Raw genomic sequence first — 16,661 nt, forward strand, 5'->3', positions numbered from 1 at the left:
ATCCATGCGTAGGTCCTTTTTATTGGTCTTGGATAAGTCATCCGAGAACAGTATAAAGGATTTTTTTGTACATGAATAGCTTTATAGCAATGCTTTTAATGATTTGAAGTTCTTTGCAACACTAGTGTTTTTAATTAGTTTAAAAACAAAGAAGCTTGTTAGGGCTTAAAAAAGCAAGAAATTATCCGCTAACTTGTTATACTTGACCTACCAACTCTAAAAACCGATCAGCGGCATTAGAAAAGACGCGATTTTTTTTCCAGATTAAATTTACGGTGGCGGTCAATTCCGGCTTTAAAGGTACAAAGCGTAAATTAGTCCCAGTTGTATTTATGATGCCAGCTAGACACAATGCGCTTGCGACATTTGCTTGGACGAGTAAAGAAGCATTGTAAAGCAAATTATAGCTTCCCACGATTTTTAAATTATCGCGATTCGTTCCAAACCATTCTGCTAGCTGATTATCGACTAGCGTTTGATTTGAAATCAACAGGGGTAGTGTTTTGAGCTCTTCCGGAGTCACGAATTCTTTTGTGGCTAAATCGTGTTGCTCGTTGACTAACAAGCCCCAATGATCAGGTTGAGGCAAGGGGCGGTATTCGTAAGTTTGTTTGGCGACCGGATCGATCACAAGGCCAAAGTCTAATAACCCGTTATCTAATTTTTCTAACACATCATCGGCATTCCCACTGTAAAGTTCAATCGCGATGTCTGCATGCTGTGACATTAGTTCGCAGACCAATTGTGCGATAAAACGAAACGCTTGTGTCTCACCGCCACCGATCGTAATTTTTCCACTAATTACCGCTTGTTTTTTTAAGTTAGAGGTGGTGAGATCGACCAACGATAAGATTTCTTGCCCGCGATTTTGTAAATAGATTCCGTCTGCGGTCAAAGTGATCTCGCGGTTCCCTCGTTCAAATAGTTTTACTCCAAGCTCGGCTTCTAACTCTTTCAATTGTTTAGATAATGTAGGCTGTGAAAGATGCAACACTTCTGCTGCTCGACTGATCGTTTTTTCTCGTGCGACGGTTAAAAAATAATTTAATACGCGTAGTTCCATCTGATCGTCTCCTATAGAAAAAATGCATAATCCATCATGCGATATAAGTATTAGTCAAATCAAGTATACACATTTATGCTAGAAGTGACAAAAGAAGAGGTGATAAAAATGTCAACGTTACTAGCTAAAATCAGCGGACAAGAAATTTTACCCGATTCACCCCTGTTTGAAGCAATCCAGCTAGCCAAAAACCAGAATGAACAGCGTTTAGTTGAATTGAATTTACATTATCGGACTAATGCAGACATGCGAGCCGAATTAACGGCGATCACCGGTAGAAAGATTGATCCATCAGTAGTGGTGAGTCAGCCGTTTTACAGTGACTTTGGGAAACATATCCAGTTTGGAAAACAGATTTTTATCAATCAAAATGTTACTTTTGTTGATCTGGGCGGGATTACGCTAGCCGATCAAGTGATGATTGGTCCTAACTCGCGGCTGATCACTGTTAATCATTTAGCTTCTCCCGATAAACGCCGCGGGTTATCCGTGCAACCGATCAAGATCCAAAAAAATGCTTGGCTAGGGGCTAATGTTACGGTCTTACCAGGAGTCGTGATTGGAGAAAATGCAATCGTAGCAGCTGATGCTACGGTTACTAAAGATGTGCCGGTAAACACGATCGTAGCTGGTAATCCAGCTAGAGTCATCAAAACAATCAACACATAATGTTTAGGAGGAATCAAAATGGCAATCAAAGACAAAGTAGTAATCATCACAGGTGCTTCAGCCGGGATTGGTAAAGCAAGCGCTAAATTATTAGCTGAAAAAGGTGCTAAAGTTATGTTAGCCGCTCGGCGAGAAGCAGAGCTCCAGAAAATCGTAACCGAGATCCAACAAGCAGGTGGAACAGCGGCTTATCAACTCGTTGATGTTACAAAACCGGCTGACAACGAGCGGCTGGTCACTGAAACGAAAAAATTATTTGGCCAGGTAGACGTGATTTTTTTAAATGCCGGCATCATGCCAAATTCCCCACTATCGGCGTTAAAAATCACAGAATGGAACCAAATGATCGACATTAACTTAAAAGGTGTTTTAAATGGCTTAGCTGCAGTTTTGCCAACGTTCATTGAACAAAAATCAGGCCATGTGATCACGACTTCTTCTGTTGCGGGCTTGAAAGCTTATCCTGGTGGAGCAGTTTACGGTGCTACGAAATGGGCGGTTCGCGATTTGATGGAAGTCTTGCGCATGGAATCTGCGCAAGAAGGGACGAATATTCGGACAGCGACGATCTATCCAGCCGCTATCAATACTGAATTATTAGACACGATCACCGATCAAACAACTGCAAAAGGAATGACCGAGCTTTATCAGCGATACGGAATCTCACCAGAGCGAGTGGCGAGCATCGTAGCTTTTGCCATTGAGCAACCGGCTGATGTCAATATCAATGAGTTTACGGTCGGCCCAACTGATCAACCATGGTAATTGTATTTGATTACGGCACCAAAGTTTTAAGTTATTAGGAAAAACTTTGGTGCTGCTCTGTTTTTCATAAAAGGAGAGTGAGTAAAATGGAACGCTATTTATTGAAAGATCAAGTTGCTATCGTAACGGGTGCTAGTTATGGCATGGGGGAGACGATCGCTGAATTGTTTGCAGAAGAGGGGGCTAAAGTAGTCTTAGTTGCTCGAGGCGCTGAAAAACTAAATTTAACGGTGGAGCGACTCCAAACAAAAAAATTAGCCGTCACTGGGATCGTAGCAGATGTGACCTCACTGGCGGATACTAAAAAGGTAATCAAAAAAACGCTCGCTCAATTTGGCACGATTGATATTCTAGTTAATAATGCGGGACTTGGAGAACAGACAATGATCGATGAGACAACTGATGAATGGTTGGAACAAGTTTTAGCAGTCAATGTCGCCGGGCCGACTCGTTACATTCGAGAAGTCCTCCCGCATTTTTTAGCAAAAAATGAAGGCGTCATCATCAATATATCTTCAGTTAATGGGAAACGCCCAATTTGCGGAGCAGCTTACACGGCTTCAAAAGGGGCTATCGATACATTGACTAAAAATATAGCGATCCGATTAAGTGAGACGAATATTCGCTGTAATGCAGTTGCGCCGGGAGCCACTTTAACACCGGCTCACTATGCCAATTTAGCTGGTGAGCAGCCGGGTGGGAACAAAATGTTGCACTACGGAGAAAAATATTGCAATTGGGAGCTACCAGAAACGGAACCGATTGATCAAGCCTATGCTTGTCTCTATTTAGCAAGTAAAATGGGGCGCCGAGTCAAAGGACAAGTCTTGCAGGTTTGTAATGGTGCTTTTTTATAAGTTTGAAATTTAAAAAAAGTCAGGCTTATAAAAAAAGATAAAAATTTAAAATAAAAATCTCTGCAGTAATTTTATTATTTTTGAAGCTAACTGACAGAACGGTTACGTAATCTTGAACGATACTTCCTTCGTTTTTTACTGTTTTTAGTAAAAATCTTGCGGTTGTAACTTTTTGACTGACGGTGTATACTGCCATCAAGTCAAAAGTGAGGTGTTAATTTCATGGAGAAAGTGGTAGTGGGTGCAACGTATCAAGGTGTGGATGCTAACGGTGAAAAAGTCGTTGGTGTAATTGAAAAAGAATTGACGAATACATTTATTGTCGTCGATAGCGAGATGAATCGCTATATTATTTGCAAAAAACAAAGTGCGTAAGAGGTGACTTCGGTTATCTCTTTTTTATTTTACAACTACTTATGCTACGATGGAAATAATAATTGAAGGCGGTGGCAAACAATCAAACTTATTATCCAGTTACTTTTTTTAGTCGAGGTCTTCCCAATTCTAATCGCTGGTGTGATTACAGTGATCAGCCGAAATTCGAAACGATTACTAGCTGCAACTTTTGGGATTAACAGTCAATTAGTAGTAGGCAGTGTTGGGATTATCATCCATGAGTTGAGTCATCTCATCATAGCTCTCGTTTTTGGTCATAAGATCACACGAGTCAAATTATTAGATTTTTCTCAGCGGGATGGCAGTTTAGGAAGTGTTTCTAGCACGTATGATCCTCACAGCACGTATCAAAAAATGGGGAATTTTTTGATCGGGATCGCGCCGATCTATGGTTGTTTTTTAGCGATTGTAGTCGTTGGTAAAGTTTGTTTCCCACAACTATTCCAACTGGTGCAAACTACTGGATTGACAAGTGCTTTGATTCAGCCAGCTACTATTTTTTCGTTAAAGGGGCTGATTGGAATCGGTTTATTGTTTTCGATCACCTTGGGCGGGTTTGACCTTTCCCGTAGTGATTTTGCCGGTATGGCTAGTGGTGCGATCAGCTTAACGCTCGTTTTAGTTGGGATTGGGATCGGACTGCAATCTTTCCAACTATCATTTGACTGGCACGATTATTTGACTGCCAGCATCATTTATTTTTTGTGGCTCATCGTGATCAGCTTAGTCGGAAATTTGCTAGTTCGAGGCTTGCATTTTTTAGTGAGGGGGTAAGCCTGTAAACGATTTTTACGATCCAACATACGCAATCAAAGGTTAGTTCGTGGACTGATTGGGAATTTAACTGCATCGGACATGAAACGGCAAAGCGACTTACGATTCAAGATTCTGGGTAGAAGATCATTCATCGAATCAATGATCTGCACTTTATTAATTCATAGCTAAGCAAGTCTATCAATCAGCAATTTTTTGATCAACTTGTTAAAAAGGAGTGGGGGAAATCAGATGATTGAAATTGGTGAAGCAAACGTGATTGCCCAACAAATGTCCGTTGAATTAGTCGGTAAAACGATCAACGAACTTTCTTTTGGCAATGCGGTACACAAATTTGCTTTTTTCTCAGCAGAAGAGACGAGTTATCGCAATTGGTTAGTCGGAAAAGAAATTTTAGCTAGTGAGAGTATCGGGAGCTTTATCATTTTGAAACTGCAGGATTGTCAATTGACGTTTAGCGAAGGACTGAATTTTTATTGGTTGAAAAGCTCAGAAAGTTGGCCTAATAAATACCAGTTTGGATTACATTTTTCAACTGGTAAACGCCTAGCCGTTTCAGTCAGTATGTATGGCGCGATGCTGTTACAACATGCTAGCTTGTCTGGTAATAAATATTTTCAAGTTGCCCTTGAAAAGCCTGATCCACTCAGTGAAGAGTTTACTTGGGACTATTTTAAACAACTTGTAGCAACCACAAAGCCGTCCATGAGTTTAAAAGGCTTTTTAGGCACAGAACAACGAATTCCCGGCTTAGGTAATGGAACGTTGCACGATATATTTTTTACCGCGGGGCTATTACCGCAAAGAAAATTGAATACATTAGCGGTTGAAGAGCTAGTCCGATTATATCAAGCACTTCAAACTGTTGTGACTCAAATTTCCCGTCAGGGGGGCCGTGATACCGAAAAAGATTTTTACGGTCAGAAGGGAGGCTATCAAACGCTACTTTCTCAAAAAACATGGCGCGCACCTTGTCCAAAGTGTGGAGCTGAGATCCAAAAAAAGACTTTCTTAGGTGGCACGATCTACTATTGTTTACATTGTCAAAATTAATTAACGCAAAAGCCCAATCTGTTCCAGCACATAAGCAGATTGGGCTTTTTTAGTTAGCGGGGCAACGACGGATTAAAAATATCGCAAAGAAAAATAAACTCAAAAACCAATTTCACTACAAACAATCCATCACACAGATGAAAGAAAATCCAAAAGAAGCTCTAGTGGAAATTATTCTTCTTCCGGCACTTCATTTACACTTTCCACTGACATTTTTTTAAATCGACCGTTCCATTAGGTCGAAATGGAATTTTTTCTGCTTGCAACAGTACCACTTGCTCAGGCCAATGTGGAACACAGCGACCTTGTGCATTGACCACGCGGTGACACGGATAGCGTCCATAAGTTTGTGCGTGACGTAAGACTTTGCCCACCAATCGCGCGTTTTTCGGATAGCCAGCTAACGTTGCCACTTGACCATAAGTAGCAACTGCACCCAATGGGATCTCAGCTACGATTGCAAGAATTAAAAAAGCCAAGTCTGCGTTTAACTTAGTCATGGACAACACTCACTTTCAAAAAATGTTCACTTGCGCTAATTACTTTTAAACTAGCATATGAACATATTTTTTTCAATCAAGTATGACGTGTTCAGGTATGAGTTGAATCGTTTAGGGGGAGTGTCGATTATCCTTCATGCTTTGAGAATAATGTTAGTTTTTCTCAAAGCATAGCAAAAACGATTGGATTGATTAGTACAATACAGCTCATAATGGTCAATAAATCTTAATTCAGTGTTTGCGATTTTTGGCCGCGTTTGCTAGCTTTTTTCACTGAGGAATGAATTTTCAAGCACATTTTTAGTAGTTCTTGCTACTGATTTACACAATTCAAGCCTTATAATCGGAATACTTTAGGTTTGTTCGGCAAATAAATTACTTGTCATCACTAAAAAAGCATTACATTTGACTCATAATTTGAAAATTAATTTCGAATTCCTTAGTTTAAAGTTGAAAAAATTCTTTTCGACAAATTGTAATGTTTTTGATTTGTAATCGCAGCCTAACAGTCTTTTAACAGTTTCGATTACAAAAGTTATCCTTTGTAAAAAGAACGCTCTTTTCTTAAAGTTTAAATAACGTATTTTAAATTGATAATACCTATATATCAAAATATTTTTTTAATTAAATAACGTATATCACTTTACAAAATGGTATATACCATATATAATAGAGTTACCTTCCCTATTACAAAGGAGTGATTTGATGAATCAACAAGAAGCAGAAAGAAAAATGAACCTTGAGATCCAATCCTTTCCTTGGTTCATTCAAAACTATTTTCGGAAAAAAGCTGGCGATCAATATTCTTCTATCACACTTTACGAATACGCCAAAGAATACCGTCGTTTTTTACAGTGGCTGATTCAAGATAGTTATTCAACTGCAACTGAAATCGATCAGATCACCTTGACTGATTTCAATCAGTTGTGGCCAGAAGATCTAGAATATTATAAAGGATTTTTGCTGAAGTCTCCGAAAACGTTGCCCGAAACAACGAAAGAACGCTTTGAAGAAAGTCACCGTGAATTGCCCTTACGTCAAAACGCTACGGTTCAACGGGCGATCACCGCCCTGCGTTCATTGTTTAATTATTTAGCTGATGCAATTGACCGAAAAACTGGGAAGCCTTATTTGAAATATAATATGATGCGGAAAGTTGCAAACGTAAAAGATAATAAAACAATGGCTGAACGAGGCGCTGCGATTGAAAAAAAACTTTTTTTAGATGAAGAAGCCATTGATTTTCTAGAGTTTATCGATACAAAATATGTGGACACCTTAGCTAGCCGGCAAGCGAAAGCAGCTTTCTATAAAAATAAAACCCGGGACTTAGCGATCATCGCTCTATTTTTAGGAACGGGCATGCGTCTATCTGAATTAGTGAATATGAACGTCGCTGATTTAGATTTAGAACATAGCGAAGCACGTGTCTTCCGAAAAGGCGGCAAATGGGATATGGTCGTCATTTCCTCGATCGCGCATAGCTATTTAGTCGATTATGTCAGTCAACGAGCAAAACTCTATCAACCGACTGAATTAGAGCAAGCACTTTTTCTGACTCGTTATCGCGGTAAAGCAAAACGGATTGCAGGTGGCGCGATCGAAGCAATGGTAGGTAAATATTCCGAAAGTTTTAAAATTCGCGTCTCCCCCCACAAATTGCGACATTCTGTTGCTACCCAGCTTTATACAAAAACGAACTCATTGGTGCAAGTCGCCGAACAATTAGGACAAAGCGGCACTTCCGCTACTACGATCTACACTCATATCGCTGGTAAGAAAAAACGAGAAGCGATGAATGACTTGTGGACATAAGAAAAAAGATCTGCTCACGATTTAAACGTGGACAGATCTTTTTTTATGCCAAGTTAAGATTGGTAAATTAGTCCAGACAGTTTTGAAGTGCTATAATACAAAAAAAGTTCCGCCAGTAGTTTATCGGTAAGGAGGTGCTAACATGGATTTTTTTCAATTTGATTTGAGCAGGCCCGTACTCTTTTATAAAGGCGGCGAATTTAGTACAAAAACAGCTTGGCGCCATCAGTCAATGTTTCATCAAGGCGATTATGAATTGATTTATTGCTTGCAAGGGACACTGTATTTAACAGTTGGCGAGCAAAACTTGACTGTCCAGCAACACGATCTGCTGATCATTCCACCCTTTACTAAGCTCGTTGGGTTTAAAGATAGTCCGGCGGTTGATTTTCTTTGGTTGCATTTTTTCTCTCAAACCCCAGTCAAAACGTTGCAACAATTTCCCACCGAACCACTTAGCCAGCGAGAGAAATATCAAGTCGTGTTTCCAGCACTTTTTACCGCTCCGGATCATAAACAGACGACGATTTTGTTGCATCAATTGCTGACAAAAGCGAATAATCTATTGGCAGAAGAAGAAAAAGATTTTTTACTAGCTGCCTTTTTAATCCGCTTGTTTGGCTCTTATTTGGAAACGACTAAGCAATTGGCAACTGAATCCCCGATCGAAACAGTTAAAGAATGGATTCGAGCTAATATTTCCAGTGATTTAACAGTGACAGAAATCGCGGAGCACGCACAATTAACGCCGGATCATTTAACGCGATTATTCAAAAAATACACTGGACTGACCACCCTTCAATATTTGAATCAGCAAAAAATAAAAGTGGCTCAGCTATTATTGATGAAAACCGATCTTTCAATCAAGGAAATTGCCAAAGCGGCTTACTTCAATAGTGATAAAGTCTTCATGCGGCAATTTAAAAAGGAATTTGGAAGTTCGCCAACCGCGTACCGCCACTTGCATCAAGTGATTCATCACAATAATCCTACGATCGACCCGCAGATTCCCGTACCAAAAAAAATCGCGGAACAATTCTTTCATTTGCCAGAAAACGGAAATTTAACTGAATAAAATTAGGCTAGCTAATTTAGATAATGTGTAGAAACAAAGTTTTATAAGTCGCTCTCCAAAATATATATGAATAATCATTCGATCAATCCAACGATCCCTCGACCAAATCGAATGATGGAGCAGTAAAAACTTCATCTAAGGAATTATCCCGCAAACTAAAAAAAGACCTTCTCACCAGCAAAACACTGATCAGAAGGTCTCTGTTAAATTAATAATTGACTTGCATAGCAAAATCAGGTGCGTAATATTGAGTTGAACCATACGTTACGTTTTGACCTGGTTGCGGCGCATGGATATATTGTCCATCACCAGCTGCGATTGCGACATGATAAGTGGCTCCTTGGCTACCCCAGAAATAAAGATCGCCGGCTTGGGCTTGATCAACTGAGATCACGGTCCCAGAACCTTCTTGGGCTACTGTCCAGTTGCCGATATCTTGACCGGTCACTTGTTGGTAAACATATTGAGTTAGACCAGAACAGTCAAATGAATCTGGACCTTTTGCTCCCCAAACATAAGGTTTGCCAACTTGTTGCGCAGCTGCATCAACAATTGCTTGCCCTTGGTTCGTTCCAGTTGAAGGATCAGTTGGTGTTTGACCATTATTTTCTTCCGTTACTGGTGGCGTCACTTCTGGCTGTTGTGGTTCTTCAACAGCGGGTGGTGTGACTTCTGGTTGCTGTGGTTCTTCAGGTGTTTCAGGTTGTTGCGGTTCTTCCACTACTGGCGTTTCAGGAGCTGGTGTCTCTTCTGCCACCGGTGGAACAGTTTCTTCTGCTGGAGGTGTAACTTCCGGTTGTTGCGGTTGTTCGACTTCCTCAGCTGGAGGAGCGACTTCTGGTTGAGTTTCTTCAGTCGGTTGTGAAACTTCCGGTTGTGCTACATCTTCATTTGTTGTCGGCGGTGTTTCAGCAGGCACTTCCGGCACGACGGGTTGTTGATTTTCTTCTGTTTCCACCGGAGTCGTCTCAGCAGGGGTGCTAACTTCCGGCGTTTGCATTGGACGTTCGGTTACGACTGGTGCTGCTTCTGAAGCTACGATCGAGTCTACTTCAGTTGCTGGCGCTGGTGTATGCGCAACCGGCGCTGCAACTGGTGCAGTTTGCGTCGTTAAATTCACATCTGCTGGTGCAGTTGGGGCAGCACTTTCATGAACCACTACATCTTGACCTGGATAGATCGCTTGATCGTCTAAATTATTCCAAGAAACAAAATTATTCGTTGTAATATCAAAATCATTGCTGATCGATTGGATCGTATCTCCAGTTTCAACGGTATAGTATTGTTGTGGTGTAGCTGGTGTTTCTGTTTGTGCCACTGGTGTTGCTTGATCGAAACGAGTCAAGTTATAATCACTGATTACAGCTTGGACCGCTGGTGTGACTTCGGCTGCAGTATTATTCAAATATAAAATAAAATCTTCAATTGCTTCTTGATAAGAGCTGTAAACTTTTAATTCTTTTGCAGCTTGAACTGTCCGTCCGCCTTGAACTTCTTCTTTTAACATGTTCACTGAATTGCCGTTATACTTACCTTCTAAACCAAATAAGTTATAATAAGGTGCTTGGGCAAATTCTTTTGTTCCCCAGTTACTATCAACGATCGCTTGCGCAATCACTCGTGATGCTGCATAACCGTGCTGTGAAGCGATCGGTTGAACTTCATTCACCAATTGATTAATAAAAGCATCGTGATTTAGTTGTGAACTAGTAACAGATGAATCTTGTTCAGCGGCGTCTACCCGCTCTGTCAGCACAACTGGCGCAACAACTGAACAACTTACTAATGCAGTCCCAACAATTGCAGAGCCTTTTTTGACATGGCGGAAATTGTCAAGAGCACGTTGTCTTTTACGCAACTCTTTTCTCGTAGGCCGTTTCTTTCCCATAAACACACTCCATTCGTCGATTTAAAATTAAAAAACATTTCCATGAGAGAATTATAACATAGAAAAATTTAAGCTGTTTAACGCTTTCACTTTGATTTTTCAAAAAAGAAGTTATTTTTCTTGTAAAAAAGCCTATTGCCATCGCTCCAAACACTATTGTTACGATATTGTGACAGAATTATTAATTATCCTTTACGAATTCATTAATATTTGTTTGCGTTCAGAATACAAGCAAAGGATAACGACTTGAAATTACAGTAGAAAGCAGGTCTCCAATGAAAGATTGCAAACGTAAAGCGGCACACTTACCTGAGACACCTGGTGTTTATCTGATGAAAGATCACCGAGAAAAAGTTATTTATATCGGGAAAGCTAAAAATTTAAAACGGCGTGTCAGTTCTTACTTTGTCCATAACAAAAACCATTCGGAAAAAGTCAAACAACTGGTGCAAACTATCTGTGATTTTGACTACCAACTAGTTGCGACTGAATTTGATGCGCTACTTTTGGAGTGTCAGTTGATCCACCAATATCGACCGTTTTACAATCAACAAATGAATCACTACGAAGAATACGGTTATTTTCAATTGTTAGACACCGCCCCTTATTTGAACATTTTAACAGCGTGGTCAGATCATGGTTTAATCGTTGGTCCCTTTTATAAAAAAAGTAAGATGCAAGAAGTTAAACAAATCATCAACAGTGTCTATCGCTTGACGGGACCGCTAAAATTCGCTGAAGGAATCGTCTACCCATATACGACGGAAAACGATCGCGAGCCTGAATTTCAAGCTCGATTACTTGAAATCAAAGCAACTTTGTTAGGCCGTTCTGAGATGTTACTAAAACGCGTCGAACAAAAAGTCGCCGATGCAAGTGAACGGGAAGATTTCGAAGGTGCTGCACAGTGGTGGACTCAATTTTTAGTCTTGCAACGTTTTTTGCGTCGCAACCGACAACTGTTAGCCGCGATGAACGACACGCTTTTTTTAGGGGAATTACATGAGACGCAACACCACTATTATCTTTATTTAAAAGGCGAATTACTCAGTCGAACCAGCTATAAAAGACGACCGACAGAAGAACAAGCGCTCAAAAAATTATTGCGTTCGGTCCCCAAACAGAAATGGCGATCGCTAGCGGCCAAAAAATATTTATCCAAAGAAGAAGTCGACCTCTTCCCGCTCTTTTTTAATTACTTGAATCGGCACGGAAAAATCACCAAAGTATCGCATGTCCATCCCCAATGATCTACTGCTTAATTTAGAAACCAAAGAAAAAGCATACGTAACAGTACACAAAAAAAGCGAGTCACAAGTACTCGCTTTTTTGTGCACTGAAATTTTTTAAAGGGAGAGCGGTCGATTATCTGTTTCATGAACGATCGTTCGAAAATCAGCTAAGCCTGCTTGTAAGCCGCGAATCAAAATCTCCGCTGTCCCGATGTTCGTTGCTAGCGGGATCTCATAGACATCACTAAGGCGGATCAATGCGTTGACATCGGGTTCATGGGGCTGAGCAGCTAATGGATCACGTAGGAAAATCACCATGTCCATCGCGTCTTCTGAGATCATGGCTCCGATCTGCTGATCCCCGCCTAATGGTCCAGATTTGTAACGATGAACCGGCAAACCAGTTGCTTCGATGATCCGTTGCCCGGTCGTTCCAGTGGCAAACAATTCGTGTTGACTTAAAATATCTTGGTAAGCAGTCGCAAGTTTTACGATCAGCTCTTTTTTACGATCGTGCGCAATCAATGCAATTTTCACCTATTTTCCTCCTTTGAAACGATTCCTACTATCGTTATAGCATTAATCGCTTTCAGACGCAAAGGTCTTTCCCCAGCACTTAACCAAAAAGGTCCCATCTGGTTGTTGACTTAACACGGTCAAACTAGCGTTGGGTACGATTTTTTGTTTCCGGATCTCACTGATGGGCACGCCAACTAATGTATTTAAAAGCGTTAATAGCAAGACGCCATGACTAACGATCAAAACGTTTCCGGTCGGATACTGCTGTTGGATTTTTTTGATTCCTTGAAGGCCCCGCTGTTTTAAATCAACGTAAGATTCGGCTTGGATCTTCGTAGGATCAAAACGCTCAGGATGATGAAAATAATTTTCAAACTGTGGATCTGATTGGGTCTCGGTGATCGATTTACCATCCCACGCGCCAAAATTGATTTCTTTGAAGGCGGGAGCTACTTGTAACGCGTTTGCTTGCAATGAAACATTGGGCGCTCGTAGCAGTTCTGCTGTCTGATACGCTCGTGGCTGAGGCGAAGTAAAGGCGGCATCAAATGAGACGTTGGCTAATGCGAGTCCGGTCTGCTTGATGGCCTCGATTCCAGCTGGAGTCAGAGGCGATTCAACATTGCTCCCGTTAAAACGCTGTAAGTGATTATTTTCAGTTTTTCCGTGACGCACAAAATAAAATTCAGTCATGTAAAACACTCCTTATTATAAATGGCTAATTCTAGTATAGCGCAATTAGAGGTTGAGCATTTTTATTTTGTTTGCGATATTAATACTCTTTTGATTGAAAGCTCTCATTTCCTAAATCGTCGCGCTGACCAACTGCCAAATATTACTCAAAAATTGCGTCACGTGTTGCCAAATGCCTCCTAGATTGGGTTCAGCAATAAATTGGTTGATTTGAGTGAGTGCTTGATCTTTATAGAAATAAATTAAAAATAATAACAAAATGACACCTAAGACACGCCACAATACCCGGCCAACTTTGATAATAAAGTAAATCAATAGCAACAGTAAAAGTCCTGCTAGTAATTGTTCCATCGATATCCGCTCCTCTTTTTCTCTGATTATGCCACAATTTCTAAATTTTTCATGGGTCGTAAGTCGTACTTTTCCTCTTCTGAGTTTTCACTATCTAAAAAAAACAAGAGAAAACGTTTTCTAAGATTGGAAACTTTCCATTAAGCTTCTAGGAAATTCTTAGAGCCTTTACCTTAATTTAACCTTTAGATGATTTACTCTATAGTTATTAAAAGAAAAAAGCGAGGGAATTTTTATGGCAACAGCTACACCGGTCACTGATCAAGAATTAGAAGAATTAAGTCCGTTTGAATTAAGTTTATATTTAGAAAAAAGAATCAATGAATCTCCTGATCAAGTCAGTCCGCTGTTGAATGCCGGTCGCGGAAATCCTAATTGGACCGCCCCCACTCCACGAGAAGCTTTCTTCTTGTTAGGCCAATTTGCCACTACCGAAACATTAGTCGCCGGTAGCGAACTGACCGCCGGGATGATCCAAGAAAAAGGTGGTCGGACTAAACGCTTCGAAACTTTTTTAGCGCAACATCCAAGTAAAGGCGCTGATTTTTTGAAAAAAATCTGGTATTCCGACAACAACCATCTAGGATTAAACAAAGAAGAGTGGCTGACTAAAATGCTGGATCATATCATTGGCGATAATTATCCGCATCCAGTTCGTTGCTTGACCGCTTGCGAAAAACCCATCAAAGATTATTTAGATCAAGAATTATTTGCCCAACAAAAAATTCCGTTTGATATTTTTGCAGTTGAGGGCGGGACTGCTGGGATCTGCTATACCTTTGATACATTGACCAATAACTTTCTGCTAAATAAAGGCGACAAGATTGCATTGATGTTACCAACGTTTGCGCCTTACGTTGAAATCCCAGAATTGCCTAAATACCAATTTGATGTCATCAAGATCAATGCGAAACAAACGGTCTTAGATGGCAAAATGAGCTATCAATTCCCTGATAGCCAGATCAATAAACTTCGCGACCCTGCGATCAAAGCTGTCTTTGTCGTCAATCCAAGTAACCCGACGGCCAATGCCATCTGTCAGCCGACGATCGATTTGATCAAAGAGATCGTGACCACCGACAACCAAGACTTGATGATTTTAACTGATGATGTCTATGGGACATTTGTACCTGACTTTACGTCACTTTTTGCTGAGCTACCTTATAATACGGCCTGCATTTATTCCTATTCAAAATATTTTGGTGCGACTGGTTGGCGCGTAGGGACGATCACCGTAGCGCAAGAAAATCTTTTTGATCGCTTGATCGCTGAATTACCAGCAGAAAAACGACAAAAACTGGCCGCTCGCTATGCATCGCTTGCAGCTGATCCAAGCCAGATCACTTTCATCGATCGTTTAGTAGCAGACAGTCGTGACGTCGCGTTAAACCACGCATCGGGCCTTTCTTCCCCACAACAAGTCATGATGGCCTTATTTAGTTTATATTCGCTATTAGATGAAGGGAAAGCCTACAAAAAAGAAGTCATGGCGGTCTGTCATGAGCGAGAACGGCTATTGTTCCATACATTAGGGCTAGAAGAACCCCTTGAAGAATTGGACACCGCATATTACTGTGAGATCAATTTGGAAAATTGGATTCGCAAGCGCTACGGCAAAGCGTTCGCTGAGTACATCAAAGAAGACTGGACGATCACCAAAGTACTGACCTCGTTAGCTGAACAAGAAAAATTGATGCTTTTAAAAGCCAACGCCTTTGGAAGTGCAGAATGGTCGATTCGAGTCTCATTAGCTAATTTAGCGACTAATCAATATGCTGAGGTCGGAAAACGAATTATTAATTTGACCGAAACGATTCATAACGAATGGTTAACTAAATAAGTGCTAAAGAGGAATCAAACGCGATTCCTCTTTTTTTCATTTTTAATTGTTTATTTTTGACTAAAAGAATAAATCTTTTTATGATAAAGGTGACTATTTTTATCTTAATAAGGGGGAAATTGTATGATCGATTATTACACTATCACTGCTTCGGGAATCAAACCGAGTTCAGCAGAACAAGCTAACTGGATCGTTCTTAAAGATGCCGATCACAAAGAGGTCGACCAAATGATCCAGAAATACGATCTGCCGGCCGATCTTTTCGTTGGACGTGACCAACCAGAAGAAGTTTCCCGATTTGAAAAATTAAAAGAGACCGCCCTTTCTCATTGCTATTCATTAGTCCTCATCAATTTGAACGCCGAGGCTGATGCTGAGATCGAAGACCGGCTACAGCCAGTTTCCTTTGTCGTTTCCGATGAAGTCGTGATCACTTACACGAGCGCTGATTTTATCGAAACATTGATCGAACGTCAGCAATCAAAAATCACCAGTCCAGAACGCTTGATTACATATTCCTTGTTGTCTATTTACTCGCACTTTATCAAACAATTGATGGAATTGAAAAAACGAATCGATAAACTAGATCAAGCCGCGCGCAAAACGACTGAAAACAAAGAGCTTTTCAACTTAGCTGACACAGAACGAGACATGGTCTATTTAGATCATACGCTAGACGATCAAGGTGAAACGGTTGACGCTTTGTTAAAAGATGAAGACTTTAGCAAACGATTAGCCGATGATGCCTTATTGTACGACATCCGATTGCGACAGCGTCACGCTAATAAGTTAGTCGTCGTCTATCGTGACCTCTTAGAGACGATCGGCGGATTATTTACCGATATGATGGACAACAATTTGAACCACTTGATGAAATATCTGGATTCCGCCGCGCTGGTGATTTCGATTCCAGCTTTGATCACTGGGATTTGGGGTATGAATGCCGGTGGGATGCCGTGGGAAAATTCTAAACTTGGTTTTTTAGTCGTCATGGTCATTGCAACTTTACTAGGCGTTCTTTCCGCCGTTTATTTGAGCAAAAAAGATTATTCAAAATAAAAAACTGCTGTTCCTATATGCAGGAACAGCAGCTTTTTATTTTGAATAGACTTGCCTACAAAGCTTATTTGCACCATTGAGCGACTAGAACAAATCAGATTTTCAATCAATC

General features: G+C 40.6%; 17 protein-coding genes. 11 read left to right on the forward strand and 6 right to left on the reverse strand.

Annotated features, from left to right (window positions below):
* Nucleotides 1–196: 196 nt before the first annotated feature.
* Entirely contained in the window at nt 197–1,063 is an 867-nt protein-coding gene (locus GVJ38_RS02110) for a LysR family transcriptional regulator (protein WP_159721521.1), read from the reverse strand.
* A gap of 108 nt (nt 1,064–1,171) precedes the next feature.
* Between GVJ38_RS02110 and GVJ38_RS02115 the strand changes: the two genes are divergently transcribed.
* The 6 genes from GVJ38_RS02115 (at nt 1,172) to GVJ38_RS02140 (ending at nt 5,577) form a co-directional block, all read left to right on the forward strand.
* A complete protein-coding gene (locus GVJ38_RS02115) occupies nt 1,172–1,732 on the forward strand; it encodes a DapH/DapD/GlmU-related protein (RefSeq protein ID WP_159721522.1) in 561 nt (186 codons plus the stop codon).
* 18 nt (nt 1,733–1,750) lie between these two features.
* Nucleotides 1,751–2,497 carry an SDR family oxidoreductase gene (locus tag GVJ38_RS02120; protein ID WP_159721523.1) on the forward strand — a complete coding sequence of 249 codons (747 nt, stop codon included), beginning with the start codon at nt 1,751–1,753 and terminating at the stop codon, nt 2,495–2,497.
* 86 nt (nt 2,498–2,583) lie between these two features.
* Nucleotides 2,584–3,354, forward strand: a complete 771-nt coding sequence (locus GVJ38_RS02125; RefSeq protein ID WP_159721524.1) for an SDR family NAD(P)-dependent oxidoreductase — start codon at nt 2,584–2,586, stop codon at nt 3,352–3,354.
* Between the two features lie 222 nt (nt 3,355–3,576).
* A complete protein-coding gene (locus GVJ38_RS02130) occupies nt 3,577–3,729 on the forward strand; it encodes a hypothetical protein (RefSeq protein WP_159721525.1) in 153 nt (50 codons plus the stop codon).
* Between the two features lie 150 nt (nt 3,730–3,879).
* Complete coding sequence (locus GVJ38_RS02135; RefSeq protein ID WP_159721526.1) at nt 3,880–4,524, forward strand: hypothetical protein; 645 nt, start codon at nt 3,880–3,882, stop codon at nt 4,522–4,524.
* 231 nt (nt 4,525–4,755) lie between these two features.
* Nucleotides 4,756–5,577, forward strand: coding sequence for an endonuclease VIII (locus tag GVJ38_RS02140; RefSeq protein WP_159721527.1), 822 nt, complete (start codon nt 4,756–4,758; stop codon nt 5,575–5,577).
* 194 nt (nt 5,578–5,771) lie between these two features.
* Here the strand turns inward: GVJ38_RS02140 and GVJ38_RS02145 are convergent, their stop codons facing one another.
* On the reverse strand, nt 5,772–6,077 hold the full coding sequence (locus GVJ38_RS02145) for an MGMT family protein (RefSeq protein ID WP_159721528.1): 306 nt from the start codon (nt 6,075–6,077) through the stop codon (nt 5,772–5,774).
* 705 nt (nt 6,078–6,782) lie between these two features.
* Between GVJ38_RS02145 and xerS the strand changes: the two genes are divergently transcribed.
* Together xerS and GVJ38_RS02155 are read left to right on the forward strand one after the other, a co-directional pair.
* Nucleotides 6,783–7,892 (forward strand): tyrosine recombinase XerS, encoded by a 1,110-nt coding sequence (xerS, locus tag GVJ38_RS02150; RefSeq protein ID WP_159721529.1) that lies wholly within the window; start codon nt 6,783–6,785, stop codon nt 7,890–7,892.
* Nucleotides 7,893–8,034: 142 nt separating this feature from the next.
* On the forward strand, nt 8,035–8,967 hold the full coding sequence (locus GVJ38_RS02155) for an AraC family transcriptional regulator (RefSeq protein WP_159721530.1): 933 nt from the start codon (nt 8,035–8,037) through the stop codon (nt 8,965–8,967).
* A gap of 208 nt (nt 8,968–9,175) precedes the next feature.
* Here GVJ38_RS02155 and GVJ38_RS02160 read toward each other — a convergent pair whose 3' ends face one another.
* Nucleotides 9,176–10,855, reverse strand: coding sequence for an NlpC/P60 family protein (locus tag GVJ38_RS02160; RefSeq protein ID WP_159721531.1), 1,680 nt, complete (start codon nt 10,853–10,855; stop codon nt 9,176–9,178).
* Between the two features lie 275 nt (nt 10,856–11,130).
* Between GVJ38_RS02160 and GVJ38_RS02165 the strand changes: the two genes are divergently transcribed.
* Nucleotides 11,131–12,105 (forward strand): GIY-YIG nuclease family protein, encoded by a 975-nt coding sequence (locus GVJ38_RS02165; protein WP_159721532.1) that lies wholly within the window; start codon nt 11,131–11,133, stop codon nt 12,103–12,105.
* A gap of 96 nt (nt 12,106–12,201) precedes the next feature.
* Here GVJ38_RS02165 and mgsA read toward each other — a convergent pair whose 3' ends face one another.
* From mgsA to GVJ38_RS02180, 3 genes are all read right to left on the reverse strand, one after another.
* Nucleotides 12,202–12,624 (reverse strand): methylglyoxal synthase, encoded by a 423-nt coding sequence (gene mgsA, locus GVJ38_RS02170; protein ID WP_159721533.1) that lies wholly within the window; start codon nt 12,622–12,624, stop codon nt 12,202–12,204.
* 42 nt (nt 12,625–12,666) lie between these two features.
* Nucleotides 12,667–13,299 carry a histidine phosphatase family protein gene (locus GVJ38_RS02175; protein ID WP_159721534.1) on the reverse strand — a complete coding sequence of 211 codons (633 nt, stop codon included), beginning with the start codon at nt 13,297–13,299 and terminating at the stop codon, nt 12,667–12,669.
* Between the two features lie 111 nt (nt 13,300–13,410).
* The gene (locus GVJ38_RS02180; protein WP_159721535.1) at nt 13,411–13,650 is read right to left on the reverse strand and encodes a hypothetical protein; all 240 of its coding nucleotides are present in this window, start codon (nt 13,648–13,650) and stop codon (nt 13,411–13,413) included.
* A gap of 235 nt (nt 13,651–13,885) precedes the next feature.
* Between GVJ38_RS02180 and aspD the strand changes: the two genes are divergently transcribed.
* Together aspD and GVJ38_RS02190 are read left to right on the forward strand one after the other, a co-directional pair.
* On the forward strand, nt 13,886–15,490 hold the full coding sequence (gene aspD, locus GVJ38_RS02185; RefSeq protein WP_159721536.1) for an aspartate 4-decarboxylase: 1,605 nt from the start codon (nt 13,886–13,888) through the stop codon (nt 15,488–15,490).
* A gap of 123 nt (nt 15,491–15,613) precedes the next feature.
* A complete protein-coding gene (locus tag GVJ38_RS02190; RefSeq protein WP_159721537.1) occupies nt 15,614–16,549 on the forward strand; it encodes a magnesium transporter CorA family protein in 936 nt (311 codons plus the stop codon).
* Nucleotides 16,550–16,661 lie beyond the last annotated feature (112 nt).

Source organism: Enterococcus sp. CSURQ0835, assembly GCF_902706605.1.
In the GTDB taxonomy this organism is placed as follows: domain Bacteria; phylum Bacillota; class Bacilli; order Lactobacillales; family Enterococcaceae; genus Enterococcus_A.

Bases quoted from the DNA above. Each gene is read 5' to 3' on its own strand.
- GVJ38_RS02110 (WP_159721521.1), bottom strand. From the start codon at position 1,063: ATGGAACTACGCGTATTAAATTATTTTTTAACCGTCGCACGAGAAAAA.
- GVJ38_RS02115 (WP_159721522.1), top strand. From the start codon at position 1,172: ATGTCAACGTTACTAGCTAAAATCAGCGGACAAGAAATTTTACCCGAT.
- GVJ38_RS02120 (WP_159721523.1), top strand. From the start codon at position 1,751: ATGGCAATCAAAGACAAAGTAGTAATCATCACAGGTGCTTCAGCCGGG.
- GVJ38_RS02125 (WP_159721524.1), top strand. From the start codon at position 2,584: ATGGAACGCTATTTATTGAAAGATCAAGTTGCTATCGTAACGGGTGCT.
- GVJ38_RS02130 (WP_159721525.1), top strand. From the start codon at position 3,577: ATGGAGAAAGTGGTAGTGGGTGCAACGTATCAAGGTGTGGATGCTAAC.
- GVJ38_RS02140 (WP_159721527.1), top strand. From the start codon at position 4,756: ATGATTGAAATTGGTGAAGCAAACGTGATTGCCCAACAAATGTCCGTT.
- GVJ38_RS02145 (WP_159721528.1), bottom strand. From the start codon at position 6,077: ATGACTAAGTTAAACGCAGACTTGGCTTTTTTAATTCTTGCAATCGTA.
- xerS (WP_159721529.1), top strand. From the start codon at position 6,783: ATGAATCAACAAGAAGCAGAAAGAAAAATGAACCTTGAGATCCAATCC.
- GVJ38_RS02155 (WP_159721530.1), top strand. From the start codon at position 8,035: ATGGATTTTTTTCAATTTGATTTGAGCAGGCCCGTACTCTTTTATAAA.
- GVJ38_RS02160 (WP_159721531.1), bottom strand. From the start codon at position 10,855: ATGGGAAAGAAACGGCCTACGAGAAAAGAGTTGCGTAAAAGACAACGT.
- GVJ38_RS02165 (WP_159721532.1), top strand. From the start codon at position 11,131: ATGAAAGATTGCAAACGTAAAGCGGCACACTTACCTGAGACACCTGGT.
- GVJ38_RS02175 (WP_159721534.1), bottom strand. From the start codon at position 13,299: ATGACTGAATTTTATTTTGTGCGTCACGGAAAAACTGAAAATAATCAC.
- GVJ38_RS02180 (WP_159721535.1), bottom strand. From the start codon at position 13,650: ATGGAACAATTACTAGCAGGACTTTTACTGTTGCTATTGATTTACTTT.
- aspD (WP_159721536.1), top strand. From the start codon at position 13,886: ATGGCAACAGCTACACCGGTCACTGATCAAGAATTAGAAGAATTAAGT.
- GVJ38_RS02190 (WP_159721537.1), top strand. From the start codon at position 15,614: ATGATCGATTATTACACTATCACTGCTTCGGGAATCAAACCGAGTTCA.